Consider the following 21,163-nt stretch of genomic DNA (forward strand, 5'->3'; position numbering starts at 1 on the left):
AACGGCGTGACGAGAAGCGACTGCTCGGCCGCGAGCCGTTTCCGGCAGCGCACCGCTGCCGCGCGACGGACTCGGCACTGGGAGCCGGCGCACGTATTCGTGACCCGGCAAAGGCGGACCCGGTGCGTTGCGGGATCGGCATGCGTCCGGCGACGACCGCCCGCCCCTGCGACTTCACATAGCTCGTAAAGCGTTACCGCGCGCAATTCCCAATTCGGGAATGCCAAAACAAAAACGGCACTGTCCTGAAGGACAGTGCCGTTTTCAACAACTTGATACCGCTAGGAATTCTTTGGGGTGGCTGATGGGACTCGAACCCACGACAACAGGAATCACAATCCTGGACTCTACCAACTGAGCTACAGCCACCACTGATACTGCTTTGCGTCTTCGCTGTTTCGTTTCGTGTTCAGCAGCGAAGAACAAGATTATACGAACACTTTTCCATCTTGCAAAGCATTTTTTTCAAAATTTTCGATAGCGTCGTTCAGATGCGTGCGCGCCTCGTCGAACACGCTCAGATCGCCGCGCGCGAGCTTCTTGTTGTCCGACAGCACGCGCCGCCAGCCACGTGCGCCCGCGACACCGCGATACAGCCCGAGCGCGTGCCGGACGATCGCGCCGAGATAGGTGCCGCGCTTCAACTCCGCCGCGCAATATTCGATCAGCTTCGCCTCGGCCTCTTCGCGCGTCGGCGCCGGCGCAGTCGATCCGCAAAAGCGCGCATCGACGCCCGCGAGCACGTACGGGTTGTGATACGCCTCGCGGCCGAGCATCACGCCGTCAACGTGCTCGAGATGCTCCGCCACCTCGTCGAGCGTCTTGATCCCGCCGTTGATCACGATCTCCAGCGCCGGGAAATCGCGCTTCAGCCGATACGCATAGTCGTACTTGAGCGGCGGGATCTCGCGGTTCTCCTTCGGCGACAGCCCTTTCAGGATCGCATTGCGGGCATGCACGATGAACGTGTCGCAGCCTGCCTGCGCAACCGTGCCGACGAAGTCGCGCACAAATGCATAGTCCTCCACTGCGTCGACCCCGATCCGGTGCTTGACCGTCACGGGCACCGACACCGCATCGCGCATCGCCTTCACGCAGTCGGCGACGAGTTGCGGCTCGTTCATCAGGCACGCACCGAATGCGCCGCGCTGCACGCGCTCGGACGGGCACCCGCAATTCAGGTTGATCTCGTCGTAGCCCCACTGCTCGCCGAGCTTCGCGGCGCGGGCGAGATCGTCCGGTTCGCTGCCGCCGAGTTGCAGCGCGACCGGCGATTCGTTCGGCGTGAACGCGAGATGCCGCTGCGCGTCGCCGAACAGCAGCGCGCCCGTCGTGATCATTTCCGTATACAGCCACGTGTCGCGCGTCAGCGTGCGATGGAACGAGCGGCAATGACGATCGGTCCAGTCGAGCATGGGCGCCACGGAAACGCGGCGGGGAGGAAGCGTAGACGGTGCGGACATGGAATTCGGGGCAGCAAGCAGCGCGAGAGGCAACCCGTGATTTTACCGCAACGCGGGCCGCACGGCCGCGCCGGCCACCGTAACGAGGCTACGCGGCCGCGCCGCCGCCCAGTTCGACGTCCACCGCGCGCCGCGCCTCGTCGAGCACGCGCTCGATCACACGTCGTTCGGTCAGCAGCATCCCGTCGACTTTCACGAGCCGCCAGTCGATCCGCACGACGGCGTCCTGCAGCACGCGGTAGTGCGCGTGCTCGCCGTCCCACACCTGCTCGGTCTTCACCTCGATCTCATAGCCTCGGTACGGCTCGCTGAAATCGCCGAGATCGCTGCCCGTCGGTTCCATCGCTGGCTCCGTCGCGCCACGGCGCCTGGCCGCCGCGGCGGCCGGCGACGCGCGCTCAATCGTATTCGTTGGACAAAACGGATCGGCCGTCGGCGGTCAGATCGACGCGCCCGGCTGCCGCCTGGTAGATCAGCCCTTCGTTCAGCAACGCATACACCACGTCGTCAAACGCGGCGGGCACCGGCCGGCTGTCGCCGAACTGGTCGATCCACTTCAGCGCCTCGATGGCTTCGGGAGAAAGGATGGGGGTCATGCGTTGGCCTCCGGCATCGATGTCGCTCCATCCTAGCACTTCGTCCGGACGGCGAATACCGAGGCAAACGCGGGCTGAACCCGCCGCCCACCGCCGCGCGGACGGGCAACCGCCCCACCCGCACGCCGGCACGGCAAACCGGCTCAGAGGCGCGCGATCGACACCTCGGTCGACTTGACGAGCGCAACGACTTCCGCGCCGACCTTCAGTTCGAGTTCGTCGACCGAGCGCGTGGTGATCACCGACGTGACGATGCCGAACGGCGTCTCGACGTCGACTTCCGACACCACCGGCCCGCGGATGATCTCCTTCACCTTGCCTTTGAACTGGTTACGTACGTTGATTGCAGTGATGCTCATCGGGTAATCGCTCCGAATGGAAAGTCCAGGGACGGGCGGCCTCAGCCGCCCGCGTTTAAACGGCCCAGCGAATCTGCGCGGCCGGTCGTACGTAATCGTCGTCGCGTGCCGCGTGCGGATCGGCACCGCCCGGCCCGCCGGCGAGCACGCGTTGCAGCACGCGGTCCTCGAGCGCCGCGAACGCCGCCGACGCGCGCGCACGCGGCCGCTCGAGCGGCACGGGCTGATCGAGCGCGACGCGCCCCTGCTCGATCAGCAGGATCCGGTCGCCGAGCGCGACGGCTTCCTGCACGTCGTGCGTGACGAGCAGCGCGGTGAACCGGTGCTCGCGCCACAAGCGCTCGATCAGCGCATGCATTTCGATGCGGGTGAGCGCGTCGAGCGCGCCGAGCGGCTCGTCGAGCAGCAGCAACTGCGGCCGGTGCACGAGCGCACGGGCCAGCGCGACGCGTTGCCGCTGGCCGCCCGACAGCTGGGCCGGCCAGTCGTTCGCGCGCTCCAGCAGTCCGACTTCGTCGAGCACCGCACGCGCCCGCTCGCGCGCCTCTCGGCCGCGGCCGAGGCCAAGCATCACGTTCTGCAGCACGGTCTTCCACGGCAGCAGGCGCGCGTCCTGGTACATGATCCGCGTGTCGAGCGCGCCGCCGCCGTCGCCGTGCGTCGCGAGCGTGCCGCTGCTCGGCGCGTCGAGCCCCGCGACGAGACGCAGCAGCGTCGATTTCCCGCAGCCGCTGCGACCGACGATCGCCACGAAGCTGCCGCGCGCGATGCCGAGTTCGACGTCATCGAGCACGGTGCGCGCACCGAACCGCTTGCTGACGCCCGACAGCGTCACCGCATCGTCCCGTGACGGATTGCCCGCGCGGCGCGGCGCGATCGGGACCACCGATGCGCGGCCGTCCCGCTCGGCGAGCGCCGCGTCGCGCGCGTCATCGTCGGTCACGCGCGCGTGTGCCAGCTCGGCCTCGAGGTCTGCGCCGGCGAGCGCGCCGTAGGCCGCCGCCGAAGTCGTCGCATTCATGCCTTTGCTCCGGGTTGATAAGCGGGGTGCCAGCGCAGCGTCACGCGCTCGATCCATTTCGCGAGCACGTCGGCCAGCTTGCCGAGCACCGCGTACAGCAGGATGCCGACCACCACCACATCGGTTTGCAGGAATTCGCGCGCGTTCATCGTCATGTAGCCGATGCCCGATTGCGCGGAGATCGTTTCCGCGACGATCAGCATCACCCACATCAGCCCGAGCGCGAAGCGCACGCCCACGAGGATCGACGGCAATGCGCCGGGCAGGATCACGTCGCGATACAGCGCGAAGCCGCGCACGCCGTAGCTCTTCGCCATCTCGATCAGGTTCGCGTCGACCGAGCGGATCCCGTGATACGTGTTGATGTAGATCGGGAAGAACACGCCGAGCGCGACGAGGAACAGCTTCGCCTTCTCGTCGATGCCGAACCACAGGATCACGAGCGGAATCATCGCGAGCGCCGGGATGTTGCGGATCATCTGGATCGTCGAATCGAGCGCGACCTCCGCCGCCTTCGACAGACCGGTCGCGAGGCCGAGCGCCAGGCCGACGCCGCCGCCGATCGCGAAGCCGAACAGCGCGCGCCACGTGCTGACCTTGACGTTCGCCCACATTTCGCCCGACGTCACGAGCGACCATGCGGCGCGCACCACCGCCACCGGTTCGGGCAGCACGCGGGTCGACAGCCAGCCGGCGCGCGCGCCGATCTCCCACCCGGCCAACAGCGCGAGCGGCACGAGCCACGGCGCGACGCCGCACCACACGCGGGCGGCGACGGCGGCGGTCACGGAGGTTTTCGTTGTCATCGCCAGCCTCCTTCGTTCAACTTTGGCTCGCCTTCGGCAGATAGTTGTTGCCGACGATCTCGCCGAACGGCCCCGACAGCGGACCGGACGCCCGCTTCGCGCCGCTGCTCTTGATCAGCGGGAACACGAGTTCCGCGAAACGGTACGACTCCTCGAGATGCGGATAGCCGGACAGGATGAACGTCTCGATGCCGAGATCCGCGTATTCGCGCATGCGTTCCGCGACCTGCTGCGGATTGCCGACGAGCGCCGTTCCCGCGCCGCCGCGCACGAGGCCGACGCCGGCCCACAGGTTCGGATACACCTCGAGCGTGTCGCGGCCGCCGCGCTTGCCGCCGTGCAGCGCAGCCATCCGGCGTTGCCCTTCCGAATCCATGTTCGCGAACACCTGCTGCGCGCGGGCGATCGTCTCGTCGTCGAGACGGCTGATCAGGCGCTCCGCGTCGCGCCACGCTTCGTCCTCGGTCTCGCGCACGATCACGTGCAGGCGGATGCCGAACTTGATCTTGCGGCCGCGCGCGTCGGCGCGGGCGCGGATGTCGGCGATCTTCTTCGCGACGGCCTCGGGTGGTTCGCCCCAGGTGAGATAGGTGTCGATGTGGTCGGCTGCGATCGCATGCGCGGCCGGCGACGAGCCACCGAACCACAGCGGCGGATGCGGCCGTTGCACGGGCGGATACAGCGCCTTGCCGCCCTTCGACTGCAGATGCTTGCCGATATAGTCGAAGCCGCCGTTGTCGTGGGACGCGGTGAGCAGCCCACGCCAGATGTTCAGGAAGTCGTCGGTGATTTCGTAGCGCGTGTCGTGATCGGCGAACAGGCCGTCGCCTTCGAGCTCGGCGGAGTCGCCGCCCGTCACGACGTTGATCAGCAGCCGGCCGCCCGACAGCCGGTCGAACGTCGCGGCCATCCGCGCCGACAGCCCCGGCGACGCGATGCCGGGACGGATCGCGACGAGGAACTTCAGACGCTGCGTCGCCGGGATCAGGCTCGACGCGACGACCCACGCATCCTCGCAGGAACGGCCCGTGGGCAGCAGCACGCCTTCGTAGCCGAGCGTATCGGCGGCGACGGCGATCTGCTTGAAATAGTCGTAGTCCGCTGCGCGCGCGCCTTCGGTCGTGCCGAGGTATCGGCTGTCGCCGTGCGTGGGAATAAACCAGAAAACGTTCATCTGCTGCTCCTGCTTGACTGTTCGTGCCGGAATTCGGACAAAAGGCGCCCCTGCATGCATCGCGATTACGCGGCGCATGCATGGTGTGCATTCAAATCGGGATGGCTCGCCGGCCTGATCGTGCCGCTCGCGAGAGCGCCACTGCACGGCTGATTCCGGGAAATCAGTCTATGGATCGCTACAGGGCTTAGGAACGATTTTTTTGAGCTTAGGTTTTCCGCTTTCGTGATTAGCACGACGCTGCAGCGAATATCGCGTCGACCGGCCCCTATAATGACGGATCTCTCCGAACAACTTCGCGCGCCCGGCTTGCGTCGTGCACGCCTGCAATGCACTCATCGATGCAGAAACTGATCCTGCCGTTCCTGTCCGGCTTCCTGGCCGCCCTGTTCTTCCGCGAAGCGACGCTCGCGCTGCTGCATACGGCCGATCTGATCGCCGCCGCCGGCTTCTCGACGCAACCGTTCGCGCCGCTCGGTATTCCTGAATTCGTCGCGAACGCGCTGATCAGCGCGTGCTGTGCGGTGCCGATGGCGTGGCTGCTGCGCGTGTCGCCGGATCGCGAAGCACCGTGGGTCGGCGCACTGGTATTCGGCGGCATCGTGTTGACCGCGGCGCGCGTGTTCGCGATCGATCCGCTGCGCGGCATCTGGCCGTCGGGCAACATGATGCCCGTGCTCGCAGCCGGTTTCGCGACCAACGCGGTGTGGGGATTCGGCGCGCTCGTGTTCATGCGCGCGTTCATGTCGGACGACGCCGGCGACGAGTAAGCGCGCCCGTCCGCAGCGCGGACGGCGTTGCGGCCGAACCGCTATCCGCAAAGCAAAGAGGCCGCGTGCATCTGCACGCGGCCTCTTTTGTTTTTGAAGCGATCCCGTGACGCTCGCGATCAGTCCTCGAGGTCGCGCAGCGGATGGGTGTCGGCGGTCCACGGGCTGTCGAACATCGCGACGACGTCCGCGCGATCGAGCGCGTCGATCGACTTGAAGCGCCACGCCGGCTGGTGGTCCTTGTCGACGATCAAGGCCCTGACGCCTTCGATCACGTCGCCGTGCGCGAACGTGGAGCGCGTGAGGTCGAGGTCGCGCCGTAGGCAATCGGCCATCGTCGCATCGCGCGCGCGCTCGACGACCTCGAGCGACACGGCCATCGACAGCGGCGACAACTGGCTGCGCATCGCATCGGCGGCCTGCGCGACCCATCCGTCGACGGCCGCGCCGTCGCGCGCCGCGTCGAGCGACGCGAGGATCGCGCCGAGGTCGGGCTGCGCGAAATGGCGGTCGATGCCGGCGCGCGCGGCGGCGAGCGCCGACGTATCGGGCGTCGGCACGACGCGGTGCGCGGCGGCCGCGTCGATCACGCATTGCACTGCGTGCGCGCCGCTGTCGAGGCGCGCGCTGCGCAGCGTATCGAGCAGCGCAGGCAGCGCCGCATCGGGCAGATAGACGTCGGCGAGCTGCGCGTACAACGCGCCGGCCGCATCGAGCGTCGCGCCCGTCACCGCGAGGTAGCGGCCGATCGCGCCGGGCGTGCGCGCGAGAAACCAGCTCATGCCGACGTCCGGGAACAGGCCGATGCGCGTCTCGGGCATCGCCATCCCGGTCGAATCGGTCACGACCCGCAGGCCGCCGGTATGGCGCGCGGCCTGCGAGATGCCCATGCCGCCGCCCATCACGACGCCGTGCATCAGCGCGATATACGGTTTCGGATACGTGAAGATCGTATGGTTGAGCGTGTATTCGTCGATGAAGAACGTGTCGATCGCATCGCGCTCGCCGCGTTGCCATGCGTCGTGGAAGAAGCGCACGTCGCCGCCCGCGCAAAATGCGCGCGGATGCGGGCTGTGCACGACGACGGCGACCACGTCGGGATCGGCGCGCCACGCGTCGAGCGCCTGCTGCATCAGACGGATCATCCCGACCGACAGCGCATTGAGCGCCTTCGGGCGGTTCAGTTCGAGATAGCCGATGCGGTTCGCGACGTACGTGCGCACATCGGGCTGAGGCGTGTCCGCGCCAGCGGGCCCGGAACGGGAAGTGGAATCGGTCATGTGAGTCATCCGGCGTATCGCGGGCGCACGCTCAGTGCGCCTGCATCTTCGAGAACAGGTTCAGTACCACGACGCCCGAGACGATCAGCCCGAGGCCGATCACCGCCGGTACGTCGGGCACCTGGCGATACAGCAGCATCGCGACGAGCGTGATCAGCACGATGCCGGCGCCGGACCACACCGCGTAGATGATGCCGACGGGCATCGTGCGCAACGTGAGCGACAGGCAGTAGAACGCGATCCCGTAGCCGGCGACGACCAGCGCCGACGGCCAGAAGCGCGTGAAGCCGTCGGCCGCGCGCAGCGCGGATGTGCCGACCACTTCCGCGACGATCGCGATCGCGAGCCATGCGTAACCGGGCAGTTGCATCGGTCAGCTCCTTTCGAGTGCCAGCACCGCATAGTCGTGTCCGAGTTCGGCGCACAGCGCTTCGACGACGAACTCGTGATCCGCGCGCTGCGGCAACCCCGATGCGGTGATCGAGCCGATCACGCCGGCCCCGGCGACGGTCAGCGGAAACGAGCCGCCGTGCGGCGAATATTCGGAGATCGGCAGCCCGTGCTTGTCCGCGAGCGTTGCGCCGGCCTGCTGCATGCGCAGGCCGATCGCATACGAACTGCGGCGAAAATGCGCGACCACGGCGCGCTTGCGGCGCACCCAGTCCGCGTTGTCGGGCGTCGCGCCCGCAAGCGCCGCAAAGAACAGCGGCTGACCGAAGGTCGCGATGTCGATCGCGATCGCATGGCCGCGTGCCGTCGCGAGCGCATGCATGCGGTTGCCGAGCGACCATGCGCGCGCGGGGTCGAATTGGGGAAACACGAGCGCCTGTTCCTGCGCGCCGATCGATTGCAGATCGTGAGCGATGTCCATGAATCCGTCGAGGCAGTAGTGAGGGTTGCAACGGCGACGATGCGAGATGCGCACAGCCGCGCTGCGGCATGAATGACACGAGCAAACCGAGCGATTCTAGCGCACGCGCCCGAACCTCCGCCCTGCGCGGCCCGCGATGGGCCGTGCAGCACGATTGTCAGAAAGTGCTTGCATGCATTTCGGGAAGTCCATATAATTCAATTCTTCGACGGACGCGGGGTGGAGCAGTCTGGCAGCTCGTCGGGCTCATAACCCGAAGGTCGTAGGTTCAAATCCTACCCCCGCAACCAACGTCCCGATTGATGCAAAAAGCCCGGCTCTGCGCCGGGCTTTTTGTTTTTCCGCGTCCGGTTTCTTGCATTGCTCGTCGCGCGCCGCGCACACGCGCCGGCGTTCGAGAATGCGCGGCCCCGGTGATACACTCGCATCACCTCGTCCCTTCCACTCGACATGAAATTCTGCTCCGTCTGCGGCCACGAAGTCATCGCGCGCATTCCTCAGGGTGACAACCGCGAGCGCTTCGTTTGCGATCACTGCGGCACGATCCATTACCAGAATCCGCGCAACGTGGTCGGCACGGTGCCGGTCTGGGGCGATCAGGTGCTGCTGTGCCGCCGCGCGATCGAACCGCGCTACGGGTTCTGGACGCTGCCCGCGGGCTTCATGGAAATGGGCGAGACGACGGCCGAGGCCGCCGCACGCGAAACGCTCGAGGAAGCCGGCGCGCGCGTCGAGATACAGAACCTGTTCACGCTGCTCAACGTGCCGCACGTGCATCAGGTCCACCTGTTCTATCTGGCGCGGCTCATCGATCCCGACTACGAGGCCGGCGAGGAAAGCCTCGAAGTGAAGCTGTTCGACGAAGCCGACATCCCGTGGGACGAGATCGCGTTCCCGACCGTCAGCCAGACGCTGCGTTTCTTCTTCGCCGATCGCGCCGCCGGCGACTACGGCGTGCATACCGGCGATATCTTCCGCTCGCTGCGCACCGGCTGAGCCCGCGCCCCATGGTCCCCTGGCTCGACCCGGACGATCCGTTTCCGCCCGTCGAACGCGCGCTCGGGCCCGCGACCGGCGCGCCGGGGCTGCTCGCCGCGAGCGCCGACCTGCTGCCGTCGCGGCTGATCGACGCTTACCTGCGCGGCATCTTCCCGTGGTACTCGGACGGCCAGCCGGTGCTGTGGTGGAGCCCCGATCCGCGGATGATTCTCGCGCCGGCGGAATTCAAGGTGTCGCCGTCGCTGCGCAAGACGCTCAAGCGCGTGCTGCGCGACGCCGCATGGGAAGTGCGCGTCGATCACGATTTTGCCGGCGTGATGCGCGCCTGCGCGCAGGCGCCGCGCCGCGGTCAGCGCGGCACGTGGATCACCGCGGAGATCATCGACGCGTACACGTCGCTCCACCGCTCGGGCAACGCGCACAGCATCGAGACGTGGCACGACGGCCGGCGGGTGGGCGGCCTCTACGGCGTCGCGTTCGGACGGATGTTCTTCGGCGAATCGATGTACGCGGATGCCACCGACGCATCGAAAATCGCGCTGGCGACGCTGGTCGCGCACCTTCGCGACCAGGGGCTGGAAATGATAGACTGCCAGCAGAATACGTCGCATCTAGCGTCGCTCGGCGGCCGCGAGATCGCACGCAAGGCCTTTGTCGCTCACGTGCGCCGCGCGGTGGCCGAACCGCCGATTCCGTGGCAGTTCGACAAGCGCGCGCTCGCCGCGCTGACGGGCCCCGCCGGAGCGGCGGCCCCTCGTGGGATCGAGCGCTAGCGCGGCACTCCTTCCCTGCATCGAGAGCTGCCCATGACTCACCCGACTGAGCTGCCGCTTTCACCGCTTTCGGCGTTGCAATTCTATGCAACGGCGCCTTATCCGTGCAGCTATCTGGACGGTCGCATCGCGCGCTCGCAAGTCGCGACGCCGAGCCACCTGATCAACTCCGACATCTATACCGAACTCGTGAAGGCCGGCTTTCGCCGCTCGGGCGTGTTCACCTATCGGCCGTACTGCGACGGCTGTCGCGCGTGCGTGCCGGTGCGCGTGCCGGTGCGCGCGTTCACGCCGTCGCGCACGCAGCGCCGGATGTGGAAGCGCCACCGCGCACTGGTGGCGACGGTCTCGCCGCTGCACTACGACGAAGAGCACTACGCGCTCTACATGCGCTACCAGTCGGCGCGTCATGCGGGCGGCGGCATGGACCGCGACAGCCGCGACCAGTACGAGCAGTTCCTGCTGCAAAGCCGGATCAACTCGCGGCTCGTCGAATTCCGCGACCTCGACGCGTCGGGCGGCGAGCCCGGCAAGCTGCGCATGGTCAGCATGATCGACATCCTCGGCGACGGGCTGTCGTCGGTCTACACGTTCTTCGAGCCGGACGACGCGCACACGAGCTACGGCACCTACAACATCCTGTGGCAGATCGAGCAGGCGCGAAGCCTCGGGCTGCCGTACGTGTATCTCGGCTACTGGATCCGCGAAAGCCCGAAGATGGCGTACAAGGCGAACTTCCATCCGCTCGAAGGCTTGCTCGACGGACGCTGGAAGACGCTCGATCCGGCCCGCGTCGACCTGCCGCCCGTCGACGCCGCGCTCGCCCGCGCGCCGCTGCCGGGCGGGCATTCCGGCGCAGGCTGAGGACGGCGCGCGCTCGCGCGCCTTCACTCTCCCCTTTGCCCGCGCACCGCGCCGCGCCGCCGCGCAACGGAGACGCCTACGAAGCGAAGCGCGCCCTTGCCGCGCAACTCCCGGTAAAATAGCGGGTTGTCATCCATTTCGGCCGTCCGCCCAATTCCCGTGTTCAGTTCCCTCTACCCGCTGGCCCGCGCATCCCTGTTCAAGATGGATGCGGAAGACGCTCATCACCTCACGCTGCGCGCGCTCGGCGCGGCCGGCCGCACGGGCCTCGCGTGCGCGCTGTCGGCCCGCGTGCCCGATGCGCCGCGCACCGTGATGGGGCTCACGTTCCGCAACCCGGTCGGCCTCGCGGCGGGCCTCGACAAGGACGGCGCGGCCATCGACGGCCTCGCCGCGCTCGGCTTCGGCTTCATCGAGGTCGGCACGGTCACGCCGCGGCCGCAGCCGGGCAATCCGCGCCCGCGCATGTTCCGGCTGCCGCAGGCCGACGCGCTGATCAACCGGATGGGCTTCAACAACCACGGCGTCGACCAGTTCGTGAAGAACGTCCAGGCGGCCCGCTATCGCGGCGTGCTGGGTCTGAACATCGGCAAGAACGCCGACACGCCGATCGAGCGCGCGGCCGACGACTACCTGTACTGCCTCGAACGCGTGTATCCGTTCGCGAGCTACGTGACGATCAACATCTCGTCGCCGAACACGAAGAACCTGCGCCAGCTGCAAGGCGCCGGCGAGCTCGACGCGCTGCTCGCCGCGCTGAAGGACAAGCAGCAGCGGCTGGCCGACCTGCACGGCAAGCTGGTGCCGCTCGCGCTGAAGATCGCCCCCGATCTCGACGACGAGCAGGTCAAGGAAATCGCCGACACGCTGCTGCGCCACAAGATCGAAGCGGTCATCGCCACCAACACGACGCTGTCGCGCGCAGCCGTGCAAGGGCTGCCGCACGCGGACGAAGCCGGCGGGCTGTCGGGCCGGCCGGTCTTCGACGCCTCGAACGAAGTGATCCGCAAGCTGCACGCCGAACTCGGCAGCGCGGTGCCGATCATCGGCGTCGGCGGCATCTTCTCCGGCGACGACGCCCGCACGAAGCTCGCCGCCGGCGCGTCGCTGGTCCAGCTGTATACCGGCTTCATCTATCGCGGCCCGGCGCTCGTCGCCGAATGCGTGAAGGCAATCGCCGCCGAGCGCGCCGCGTAATATAGCCATAATCAAACGATATTTAGTAGCCGATTGCATTCTTGCTATGATCGGCGTCACTGTCCGAATCACGCCCGCTGGGGCAAGGAAGCTCACACGATGAAAATTTCGCTGCTGAAGAAGCTGCTGGTCGCCGGCCTGGTCGGCACGTCGTTCGCTGCTGCCACCGCGCACGCGGCCGACCTCCTCGACGAGGTCAAGCAACGCGGCACGCTGCGCGTCGGCCTCGAAGGCACGTTCCCCCCGTTCAACTCGAAGAGCCCGCAGGGCGAGCTCGTCGGCTTCGACGTCGACATCGCGAAGGCCGTCGCCGCGAAGCTCGGCGTGAAGGCCGAGTTCGTGACGACCGAATGGAGCGGGATCATCGCGGGCCTGCAGGCTGGCAAGTTCGACGTGATCGCCAACCAGGTTGGCATCACCGACAAGCGCAAGGAAACGCTCGACTTCTCGCCGGCATATACGTACTCGTCCGCGCAGCTGATCCAGCGCAAGGACGACACGCGCCAGTTCAAGTCGCTCGAGGATCTGAAGGGCAAGAAGCTCGGCGTCGCGCTCGGCACGAACTACATGGACATGGCGAAGTCGGTGCCCGGCATCGACGTGAAGACGTACCCGGGCGCGCCCGAGTATCTGCGCGACCTGGCGGCCGGCCGTCTCGACGCGGCGCTGAACGACCGTCTGATGCTCGCGTATCTGACGAAGAACTCGCAGCTGCCGCTGCGCCCGGGCGCGAACGTCGGCTCGGCGAACCCGTCGGGCATCCCGTTCAAGAAGGGCAACCCGAAGTTCCAGAAGGCGATCGACGACGCGATGACGCAACTCGAAGCCGACGGCACGTTCACGAAGATCTCGGACAAGTGGTTCGGCATCGACGTGACGAAGCCCGTCAAGTAAGCACGCCTCTGTTTCCCGCCTGACGGCGGGCTGGAATGGGCGGCATCCGAAACGATGCCGCCCTTTGTTTTATTCGTCCGGTTTATGATTGCGCTTTCGCGCACGCACTCGATTCGCCATCCATGTCGACAACGTCCCTGCTCGTCCAATCGCTGCCGGTGCTCGCCCAGGGCGCCGTGCTGACCGTCAAGTTCGCCGTGCTGTCGATGGTGTTCGGCCTGCTCGGCGCGGTCGTGCTCGCGATGATGGGCATCCGGCAAAGCGAAGCGCTCGAAGGCTTCGAACGGATCTGGGTCAACGCGCTCGCATGGCTCGCTCGCGGCTACGTGAGCCTGATGCGCGGCACGCCGCTGCTCGTGCAGATCTTCGTCATCTATTACGGGCTGCCGAGCCTCGGCATCTCGCTCGATCCGACGCCGGCCGGCGTCATCGCGCTGTCGGCGAACGTCGCGGCGTACATGTCGGAAAGCATGCGCGGCGCCATCAACGGGATCGCGCGCGGCCAGTGGCTGGCCGCCTACAGCCTCGGGCTGTCGTGGTCGCAGACGCTGCGCTACGTGATCGGTCCGCAGGCGCTGCGCATCGCGGTGCCGAGCCTGTCGAACAGCCTGATCAGCCTGATCAAGGACACGTCGCTCGTGTCGGTGATCACCGTCACCGAACTCCTGCGCAGCGCGCAGGAAGTGATCGCGGCGACCTATCAGCCGCTGCCGTTGTATCTGGCCGCCGCGGCCGTGTACTGGGTGCTGTGCCAGATCCTCGAATGGGTCCAGCGCTGGTACGAGAAGCGCCTGTCGCTGCCCGGCCGGCACTGAACGCCGCGCTGCGCTTCGCGGCCGGCGCGGCCAGCCTGCTCTCTCCCTACTCGCCCGAATAGCGCACGCCGAGCGCCGCGCGTGCCGCATCGGTCATCGCGATCATCTGCCGCGAATGGTCGTGCGTCATGATCGGGCTCTCGAGCGCGCCCGCGCGCAGCAATTCGCAGAAATGCGCGGTTTCGTAATTGAGGCCGCCGCCTTCGACCGGCGCATCGAGTTCGACGGTACGGCCGTCCGCGTAGCGGATCGTCGCGCGCGCCGGGTTCCACCACTTCTCGTGAATCGTCACGTGCCCGCCGGCCGCCGCCAGCAACGCGTCGCCGCGCCCCATCACGTCCAGCCCGCAAAAGAGCTGCGCGATGCCGCCGTTCGCGTGGCGGCTGTTCAGGCTCGCGAATACGTCGACACCGGTCGCACCGACGCGGCCGAGCGTCTGCACGTCGCGCACCGCGCCGAGCCAGTCGACCGCGAGAAACGCTTCGTAGATGCCGATGTCCAGCAACGCGCCGCCTGCGCGGTCGAGCCGATAGACGGAATGCTCGGCCGGCACCGTCGATGACGCGCAGCCCGCGCGCACGAGCCGGATCTCGCCGATCGGATCGTCATCGAGATGCGCGCGCAATCGTCGGTACAACGGAAAGAACGGCGGCTTCATCGCCTCCATGAAAAGCCGCCCCGCCACGCGTGCCGCGTCGAGCACGGCATCGAGCTGCGCTGCGTTCAGCGTCGCGGGTTTTTCGCACAGCACGGCCTTGCCGGCCGCGAGCGCGGCCTGCGCGTACTGCGCATGGCTGTCGTGGAGTGTCGCGATGTAGACGGCGTCGATATCGCTTGCCAGCAGTGCATCGAGGCTCGCGGCCGGCGTGCCGCCGCAGCTGTTGCAGAACGCGATGGCGGCGTCGGCGCGGCGCGCCCACACACCGCTGAGTACGGCGCCGGGCACGTGCGAGAGGCTTTGCGCGAAACGGTGGGCGATGCTGCCTGCGCCGACGATGCCGAAGCGCACCGGGCGGTCGTTCAAGTCGTTCATCGGAATCTTCCGTGGCGGTCGTATGACGGTGGCCGGCGCACTGCCGGCCGGCCGTCATGATACGCGCACCGGCTCGCCGATGAACGACCCGTGCAGCGTCACGCCCGCACCGGCACGTCGACGGAGAAGTCGCGCGAGATCTCGTCGGCGCTGAAGTCGATCAGCGCGAGCGAGGCGGACTCGGCCTCGCGCGGATCGCGTCGTTCGATCGCGTCGACGACGCGCGCATGGGCCTTCACCGCGATGTCGTGCGCACCTTCCTTCTGCACGACGCGCGGATTCACGAGCCGCACCGCGCCTCGCACGATCGCCGCCATCTGCTGGAAGAACTGGTTGCCGCTCGCCTGGACGATGCGCGTATGCAGCAGCTCGTCCGCGGTGTCGTAGTTCGGGTCGCCCGGCTGCAGCACCTTGAACGCCTCGAATGCCTCGCGAATCCCGGCGATGTCGACCGCCGTCGCGCGCACGGCCGCCTGGGCGGTGGCGCGCGGCTCGATCAGCATGCGGAATTCGATCACGTCGCGCATGAACTGCGGGTCGGGCTTCGCACGAAACCGCCAGCTCACGACGTCTTCATCGATCATCCGCCAATCGCGCATCGGCCGAACCCGCGTGCCGACTTTGGGACGCACGTCGAGCATGTCGCGCGCCAGCAACATCGACAATGCTTCGCGCATGACCGTGCGGCTGACGTCGAACTCTTTCGACAACACATCCTGCGGCGGCAAAATGCCGCCGTACTTGTCCTCGACGATACCCGCGACAAGTCCATCCATCACTTTAGCGACCAGTGACCGGTCTTTGCCCTGCTCCATGACACCTCCCCGTGCGTCTATTTGCGAATAACTGCTCCGCAGTTCCGCCGGCCCTGGTTACGACTGTTCTTATGATCTATAAGTTGATGAGTTCGGAGATATTTCGCTATCTGGTAAACACCTGACAGGGTTATCCCTCTTTTATATGGAGTGATTTATAAGGCCTCAAAAAAAGCCCGGGAAGCGCTCTGCGCTTGCCGGGCGGGCCATTGAACAATATTTAAACATGCAGTCCGTTACGACTCGTGACGCAACTACGGACTGCTTCTCATTCAGAAAAGATTAAGCGGGATAAATAATCGTTTCAACGCCGTTTTCCGTGCCGAGCAGGCACAGGTTCGCGCCGCGCTCGGCAAACAGACCGACCGTCACGACGCCCGGCCACGCGTTGACCTTCGCCTCGAATGCGCGCGGCTCCGCGATCTGCAGCCCTTTGACGTCGATGATCTCGTTGCCGTTGTCGGTGATGTACGGCGCGCCGTCCTTCGTCACGCGCAGCACCGGCACCCCGCCGAGCGCGGCGACGCGCCGGCCGATCGCCGTGCGCGCCATCGGCACGACTTCGATCGGCAGCGGGAAGGCGCCGAGCACCGGCACGCGCTTGCTGCCGTCGGCGATGCAGACGAACGTATCGGCCACCGACGCGACGATCTTCTCGCGCGTCAGCGCACCGCCGCCGCCCTTGATCATCGCGCCGCTCGCGTCGATCTCGTCGGCGCCGTCGACGTACACCTGCAGCGCGTCGATCTCGTTCAGATCGAACACCTTGATGCCGTGCGATTTGAGCCGCTCGGTCGTCGCGACGGAGCTCGATACGGCGCCGCGATAGCGCGACTTGACGGCCGCGAGCGCATCGATGAAGCAGTTGGCGGTCGAGCCGGTGCCGACGCCGATCACCGCGCCTTCGGGCACGTTCTGGATCACATAATCGGCGGCCGCCTGGCCGACCAGGCGTTTGAGTTCGTCTTGAGTCATGGTGGAAATGCTGCGAGATGGCGAAAAGGCGCCAGTTTACCGGACTCGGACCACGGCCCACGCTTTTTCGGCACGGGAGGTGCCGGCGATCAAGGTGCGCCGGGCGCCGTCGCGTCGCCGCCAGCCGGCGTGCCGGGGAAATACTTGTCGAGCAGCGCCTGCGCGATCGCGTCGGTGCCGGCATCCGGATTGCCGTCATAGTCGGACGGCCGGAAGTGCATCTGAAACGCCGCGAACACGCGCCGCGAGCGCTCATCGAGCACGCCATCGGTCGGGACGTCGTAACCGTAGCGCGCGAGCTTCAACTGCAGCTCGCGCACGTCGACGAGTGCATGCGGATCGCGCGTACCGAGCCGCGCGGCGACGGTCGCATCGTCGGGCCACGCGCCGACGCCGGCCTGCGCGAGCGCATGCCACGGAAAGAGCGGGCCCGGATCGATCTTGCGCTGCGGCGCGATGTCGCTGTGGCCGACCACACGCGTCGGCGGGATGCCGTAGCGCGCGACGATGTCCTTCGAGAGCCGGATCAGCGCATCGACCTGCTCCGGCGTGTACGGTTGCCAGCTGCGGTGCTGCGGATCGAGCGGCCCGCGGTTCACGTTCTCGATGCCGATCGACACCGCATTGAGCTCGGTCGTGCCCTGCCATGCGCTGACGCCCGCATGCCACGCGCGTTTCGATTCCGGAACGAGCTGGTACACGACGGGCTCACCGCGTTCGATGCGCGGTTGCGGCGGCACCACGTAGTGCACGCTGACCGAGTCGCCCGTCAGCGTGCGCAACGCTCGCACTTCGTCGCTTTCGGTGTAATGCATCACGAGGAAGCGGATGCGCGAATCGGCGCCGCGCGCGTGCAGGCTCGTGTCCGCGTAGTAACTGCCGCGCTCGACGAGCGACGGCGTCGCGCAACCGGCCAGCATGCCGGCGATCGCGCACGACGCACCGATGCGCAACAGGAACCTGGTTCGCAGTGCGTCGAGCACGCGCCGCGCGCGATCGCGGCACGCGTGGTTCGGGTGAAGCGGCTTGCCCATACGCAACGCCCGGCGCGTCAGCCCTTCATGCGCCGCTGCCGTACCGCTTCGTACAGGCATACGCCGCTCGCGACCGACACGTTCAGGCTTTCGACACTGCCGGCCATCGGGATGCTCATCACGTCGTCGCACGTGTCGCGCGTGAGCCGGCGCATGCCTTCGCCTTCCGCGCCCATCACGATCGCCACGGGGCCGTCGAGCTTCGTGTCGTACAGCGTGCCCGACGCTTCGTCGGCGGTGCCGATGATCCACACGCCCGCGTCCTTCAGCTCGCGCAGCGCGCGGGCGAGGTTGGTGACGGTGATGTACGGCACGGTGTCGGCCGCGCCGCTCGCGACCTTCGCGGCCGTCGCGTTCAGGCCGACGGCGCGGTCACGCGGCGCGATCACCGCATGGGCGCCCGCCGCGTCGGCGACGCGCAGGCACGCGCCGAGGTTGTGCGGATCGGTGACGCCGTCGAGCACCAGCAGCAGCGCCGGGCCCTGGATGCCGTCGAGCAGCTCGGACAGGTTCTGCGCGAGCGGAACGTCCTCGACGCGCGCGACGACGCCTTGATGGCGCTCGGTATGCGCGAGCCCCCACAGACGCGTTTCGTCGGCCGCGATCAGCCGCACGCCCGCTTCCTTCGCGGCGTGCAGGAACTCCTGCATGCGGCGATCGCGGCGCGTCTGGTCGTACAACACCTCCGCAACCGTCGACGCATCGTGCCGCATACGTGCGGTCACCGCATGGAAACCGTAAAGAACCTTCAGACGTGACATGACTGGAACAACCTTCGATCAAACGTGCGGCCGCGCAACGCGCGCGGCCGCGACCATGGAAAAGGAAAGCGCCGCGTGGCCGGCCGGCGGCCGGTGCAACGCGGCGTCTGTCGATACGGCGAGGGCGGCGCCGGCGCCGCCCCGTACGCTCAATACTTCTTGCGTGGGTGCGCCTTCTTGGCGGGCGTCTTCGCCGCCGCACCGCCCTTCTTCTTTGCGGCGCGCGCGGCACGTGCCTCCTTCACCGCGGCAGTCGGCGCGCTCGCCGCCTGCTTGCGGCGCGGCGCGGCTTCGTCCGCGGCCGGCAGCATGCGCAAGCGCGGGCCGCCGCGATCGCTGCCGTTGGCATTGGCGTTGCCATTGCCGCCCGCAGCGGGCGCCTGCGGCGCCGGACGCGGCGCCTTCACCGGCGTGTCGCGCACGAGGCGGAAGTCGATCTTGCGCGCGTCGAGATCGACGCGGCTCACCTGCACGCGCACGCGATCCGACAAGCGATAGCGGATGCCCGTGCGCTCGCCGCGCAGTTCGTTCTTGATCTCGTCGTACTGGAAATAGTCCGAGCCGAGCTCCGTGACGTGCACGAGCCCTTCGATGAACAGCGTGTCGAGCTGCACGAAGATGCCGAACGACGTGACGCCGTTCACCATCCCGCCGTACTCCTCGCCGAGCTTGTCGCGCATGAAGTAGCACTTGAGCCACGCTTCGACGTCGCGCGATGCTTCGTCGGCGCGTCGCTCGTTCGCCGAGCAGTGCAGGCCGAGCTCTTCCCAGATCGCCGTGTTCGGGCGCGAGCGGCCGCGCGTTTCGTCGTCGGCCTGCTGCATTGCGCGCGCGCGGGGCGACAGCGCGGTGTTCAGCTCGAAGCCTTCCGGCGCCTTCGGCGTGTACTTCTTGCCCGACAGGATCGCGTAGATCGCGCGGTGCGTGAGCAGATCGGGATAGCGGCGAATCGGGCTCGTGAAGTGCGCGTACGCCTCGTAGGCGAGACCGAAGTGGCCGATGTTGTCCGGGCTGTACACGGCCTGCTGCATCGAGCGCAGCAGCATCGGCTGCAGCATCTGCGCGTCGGGCCGGTCGCGGATCTGCGCCATCAGCGCCGCATAGTCGCTCGCGTGCGGCTTCTCGCCGCCGCCGAGCGTCAGGCCCATGCCGCGCAGGAACGCGCGCAGGTTCTCGAGCTTCTCGGGCGTCGGGCCCGCATGGACGCGGTACAGGCCCGCATGCTTGTTGCGCTTCAGGAAATCGGCCGCGCAGACGTTCGCGGCCAGCATGCATTCCTCGATCAGTTTGTGCGCGTCGTTGCGCTGGCGCGGCACGATCTGCTCGATCTTGCCCTGCGAATTGCAGACGATGTACGTCTCGGTCGTGTCGAAGTCGATCGCGCCGCGCTTCTGACGCGCGGCGAACAGCGCCTTGTACACGCCGTACAGATCCTGCAGGTGCGGCAGGAGATCCGCGCGGCGCGCGGCTTCCGGCCCCTTCGTGTTCGACAGCACGGCAGCGACTTCGGTGTACGTGAGCCGCGCGGCCGAGTGGATGACGGCCGGATAGAACTGGTACGCCTTGATCTCGCCGCGCGCGGTGATCACCATGTCGCACGCGAGCACGCAGCGGTCGACCTGCGGATTCAGCGAGCACAGGCCGTTCGACAGCTTCTCCGGCAGCATCGGAATCACGCGGCGCGGGAAGTACACCGACGTGCTGCGCTCCAGCGCGTCGGCGTCGAGGCCGTTGCCGGGCTGCACGTAGTGCGAAACGTCGGCAATCGCGACGATCAGCCGGAAGCCGTCGCCGCGGCCGACCTTGGTGGGCTCGCAGTAGACGGCATCGTCGAAGTCGCGGGCGTCCTCGCCGTCGATCGTCACGAGCGGCACGTCGCGCAAATCGACGCGGAAGCGCAGATCGGCCGGCCGTACCTTGTCCGGCAGCGCGGCGGCTTCGTCGAGCGCCGGCTGGCTGAATTCGTGCGGCACGCCGTACTTGCGCACCGCGATCTCGATTTCCATGCCCGGATCGTCGATGTCGCCGAGCACTTCGACGACGCGGCCGAGCGGCTGCGAATGGCGGCTCGGGAAGTCGGTCAGCTCGACGACGACCACCTGCCCGACCTTCGCCTTCTTCACGTTCTGCGTGATCAGGATGTCGTGACCGATGCGCTTGTCTTCCGGTGCGACGATCAGCGCGCCGTTCTCGTTGAGCAGCCGGCCGATCACGCGCTTGTTCGCGCGCTCGGTCACTTCGACGACGTGACCTTCCGGGCGGCCACGGCGATCGTAGCCGACGATGCGCGCGAGCACGCGATCGTTGTGCATCACCTTCTGCATTTCGCCGTTGGGCAGGAACAGGTCGTCCTGACCGTCGTCGCGGATCACGAAGCCGTAGCCGTCGCGATGCCCCTGCACGCGGCCGGCGACGAAGTTCGATGGGTGGGTGAGCTGATAGTGCCCGCGCTTGTCGAGGCGGATCTGGCCGTCGCGTTCCATCGCGGCGACACGCCGGAAGAACCCCTCGCGCTCCTGGCGCTTGATCGACAGCGCCTCGGCGATGTCGTTGGCGGCCAGCGGCGCGTCGCTCGTGCGCAGCACGCCCAGAATTTCTTCACGGCTCGGAATGGGGTACGGGTATTTGCTCAAGGGCTTGTCGATGGTTGTTCTCGTTGCGTT

The 21,163-nt window shown here is 67.3% G+C and carries 23 protein-coding genes and 2 tRNA genes; 8 read left to right on the forward strand and 17 right to left on the reverse strand.

The features are described 5' to 3' along the window. Nucleotides 1–293 precede the first annotated feature (293 nt). From MBR110_RS10140 to ssuD, 8 genes are all read right to left on the reverse strand, one after another. Nucleotides 294–369 (reverse strand) — tRNA-His (locus tag MBR110_RS10140). A gap of 59 nt (nucleotides 370–428) precedes the next feature. Further along, the gene (gene dusA / locus MBR110_RS10145; RefSeq protein ID WP_059734165.1) at nucleotides 429–1,415 is read right to left on the reverse strand and encodes a tRNA dihydrouridine(20/20a) synthase DusA; all 987 of its coding nucleotides are present in this window, start codon (nucleotides 1,413–1,415) and stop codon (nucleotides 429–431) included. 136 nt (nucleotides 1,416–1,551) lie between these two features. Then, nucleotides 1,552–1,806 carry a hypothetical protein gene (locus MBR110_RS10150; protein WP_011884697.1) on the reverse strand — a complete coding sequence of 85 codons (255 nt, stop codon included), beginning with the start codon at nucleotides 1,804–1,806 and terminating at the stop codon, nucleotides 1,552–1,554. A gap of 55 nt (nucleotides 1,807–1,861) precedes the next feature. Beyond that, nucleotides 1,862–2,059 carry a hypothetical protein gene (locus tag MBR110_RS10155; RefSeq protein WP_011884695.1) on the reverse strand — a complete coding sequence of 66 codons (198 nt, stop codon included), beginning with the start codon at nucleotides 2,057–2,059 and terminating at the stop codon, nucleotides 1,862–1,864. 143 nt (nucleotides 2,060–2,202) lie between these two features. Then, nucleotides 2,203–2,418 (reverse strand): TOBE domain-containing protein, encoded by a 216-nt coding sequence (locus tag MBR110_RS10160; protein WP_006400187.1) that lies wholly within the window; start codon nucleotides 2,416–2,418, stop codon nucleotides 2,203–2,205. A gap of 55 nt (nucleotides 2,419–2,473) precedes the next feature. After that, nucleotides 2,474–3,439: an ATP-binding cassette domain-containing protein gene (locus MBR110_RS10165; protein ID WP_045579138.1), complete on the reverse strand. Its 966-nt coding sequence runs from the start codon at nucleotides 3,437–3,439 to the stop codon at nucleotides 2,474–2,476. Then, a complete protein-coding gene (gene ssuC, locus MBR110_RS10170; RefSeq protein WP_059739965.1) occupies nucleotides 3,436–4,245 on the reverse strand; it encodes an aliphatic sulfonate ABC transporter permease SsuC in 810 nt (269 codons plus the stop codon). The genes MBR110_RS10165 and ssuC overlap by 4 nt, the downstream gene beginning before the upstream one ends. Nucleotides 4,246–4,261: 16 nt before the next feature. Next, nucleotides 4,262–5,419 (reverse strand): FMNH2-dependent alkanesulfonate monooxygenase, encoded by a 1,158-nt coding sequence (ssuD, locus tag MBR110_RS10175; protein ID WP_011884686.1) that lies wholly within the window; start codon nucleotides 5,417–5,419, stop codon nucleotides 4,262–4,264. A gap of 341 nt (nucleotides 5,420–5,760) precedes the next feature. On the opposite strand from ssuD, the gene MBR110_RS10180 reads away from it, so the two are divergent. Then, entirely contained in the window at nucleotides 5,761–6,189 is a 429-nt protein-coding gene (locus tag MBR110_RS10180) for a hypothetical protein (protein ID WP_059734222.1), read from the forward strand. 119 nt (nucleotides 6,190–6,308) lie between these two features. Here the strand turns inward: MBR110_RS10180 and MBR110_RS10185 are convergent, their stop codons facing one another. The 3 genes from MBR110_RS10185 to MBR110_RS10195 are packed head-to-tail and all read right to left on the reverse strand — an operon-like array spanning nucleotide 6,309 to nucleotide 8,340. Then, nucleotides 6,309–7,469, reverse strand: a complete 1,161-nt coding sequence (locus MBR110_RS10185) for an enoyl-CoA hydratase/isomerase family protein (protein WP_059734163.1) — start codon at nucleotides 7,467–7,469, stop codon at nucleotides 6,309–6,311. Between the two features lie 31 nt (nucleotides 7,470–7,500). Further along, nucleotides 7,501–7,833, reverse strand: coding sequence for a DMT family transporter (locus tag MBR110_RS10190; protein ID WP_371464602.1), 333 nt, complete (start codon nucleotides 7,831–7,833; stop codon nucleotides 7,501–7,503). 9 nt (nucleotides 7,834–7,842) lie between these two features. Further along, the gene (locus MBR110_RS10195; protein ID WP_059734162.1) at nucleotides 7,843–8,340 is read right to left on the reverse strand and encodes a heme-degrading domain-containing protein; all 498 of its coding nucleotides are present in this window, start codon (nucleotides 8,338–8,340) and stop codon (nucleotides 7,843–7,845) included. Nucleotides 8,341–8,553: 213 nt separating this feature from the next. Between MBR110_RS10195 and MBR110_RS10200 the strand changes: the two genes are divergently transcribed. The 7 genes from MBR110_RS10200 (at nucleotide 8,554) to MBR110_RS10230 (ending at nucleotide 13,882) form a co-directional block, all read left to right on the forward strand. Continuing rightward, a tRNA-Met gene (locus MBR110_RS10200) sits at nucleotides 8,554–8,630 on the forward strand. 160 nt (nucleotides 8,631–8,790) lie between these two features. Then, on the forward strand, nucleotides 8,791–9,336 hold the full coding sequence (locus MBR110_RS10205) for an NUDIX hydrolase (RefSeq protein WP_011884676.1): 546 nt from the start codon (nucleotides 8,791–8,793) through the stop codon (nucleotides 9,334–9,336). Nucleotides 9,337–9,347: 11 nt separating this feature from the next. Next, entirely contained in the window at nucleotides 9,348–10,112 is a 765-nt protein-coding gene (gene aat / locus MBR110_RS10210) for a leucyl/phenylalanyl-tRNA--protein transferase (RefSeq protein ID WP_014722964.1), read from the forward strand. Nucleotides 10,113–10,145: 33 nt separating this feature from the next. Next, on the forward strand, nucleotides 10,146–10,976 hold the full coding sequence (locus MBR110_RS10215) for an arginyltransferase (RefSeq protein WP_011884672.1): 831 nt from the start codon (nucleotides 10,146–10,148) through the stop codon (nucleotides 10,974–10,976). A 159-nt stretch (nucleotides 10,977–11,135) separates the two neighbouring features. Beyond that, on the forward strand, nucleotides 11,136–12,173 hold the full coding sequence (locus MBR110_RS10220) for a quinone-dependent dihydroorotate dehydrogenase (protein WP_034193041.1): 1,038 nt from the start codon (nucleotides 11,136–11,138) through the stop codon (nucleotides 12,171–12,173). A gap of 99 nt (nucleotides 12,174–12,272) precedes the next feature. Continuing rightward, nucleotides 12,273–13,067, forward strand: a complete 795-nt coding sequence (locus MBR110_RS10225; RefSeq protein ID WP_011884668.1) for a cystine ABC transporter substrate-binding protein — start codon at nucleotides 12,273–12,275, stop codon at nucleotides 13,065–13,067. Between the two features lie 122 nt (nucleotides 13,068–13,189). Next, a complete protein-coding gene (locus tag MBR110_RS10230) occupies nucleotides 13,190–13,882 on the forward strand; it encodes an amino acid ABC transporter permease (protein WP_041493821.1) in 693 nt (230 codons plus the stop codon). A gap of 46 nt (nucleotides 13,883–13,928) precedes the next feature. On the opposite strand, the gene MBR110_RS10235 is transcribed toward MBR110_RS10230, so the two are convergent. From MBR110_RS10235 to rnr, 6 genes are all read right to left on the reverse strand, one after another. Next, the gene (locus tag MBR110_RS10235) at nucleotides 13,929–14,915 is read right to left on the reverse strand and encodes a Gfo/Idh/MocA family protein (RefSeq protein WP_181709056.1); all 987 of its coding nucleotides are present in this window, start codon (nucleotides 14,913–14,915) and stop codon (nucleotides 13,929–13,931) included. A 98-nt stretch (nucleotides 14,916–15,013) separates the two neighbouring features. After that, nucleotides 15,014–15,730 (reverse strand): FadR/GntR family transcriptional regulator, encoded by a 717-nt coding sequence (locus MBR110_RS10240; protein WP_059602085.1) that lies wholly within the window; start codon nucleotides 15,728–15,730, stop codon nucleotides 15,014–15,016. 282 nt (nucleotides 15,731–16,012) lie between these two features. Continuing rightward, nucleotides 16,013–16,705: a ribose-5-phosphate isomerase RpiA gene (gene rpiA / locus MBR110_RS10245; protein ID WP_011884660.1), complete on the reverse strand. Its 693-nt coding sequence runs from the start codon at nucleotides 16,703–16,705 to the stop codon at nucleotides 16,013–16,015. An 89-nt stretch (nucleotides 16,706–16,794) separates the two neighbouring features. Next, complete coding sequence (locus tag MBR110_RS10250) at nucleotides 16,795–17,625, reverse strand: N-acetylmuramoyl-L-alanine amidase (RefSeq protein ID WP_050991221.1); 831 nt, start codon at nucleotides 17,623–17,625, stop codon at nucleotides 16,795–16,797. 131 nt (nucleotides 17,626–17,756) lie between these two features. Next, a complete protein-coding gene (rlmB, locus tag MBR110_RS10255; RefSeq protein WP_041493820.1) occupies nucleotides 17,757–18,500 on the reverse strand; it encodes a 23S rRNA (guanosine(2251)-2'-O)-methyltransferase RlmB in 744 nt (247 codons plus the stop codon). Nucleotides 18,501–18,649: 149 nt separating this feature from the next. Continuing rightward, on the reverse strand, nucleotides 18,650–21,133 hold the full coding sequence (gene rnr, locus MBR110_RS10260) for a ribonuclease R (RefSeq protein WP_011884656.1): 2,484 nt from the start codon (nucleotides 21,131–21,133) through the stop codon (nucleotides 18,650–18,652). Nucleotides 21,134–21,163: the final 30 nt, after the last annotated feature.

It is taken from the genome of Burkholderia sp. MBR-1 (assembly GCF_013822785.1).
Taxonomy (GTDB): Bacteria; Pseudomonadota; Gammaproteobacteria; order Burkholderiales; family Burkholderiaceae; genus Burkholderia; species Burkholderia vietnamiensis.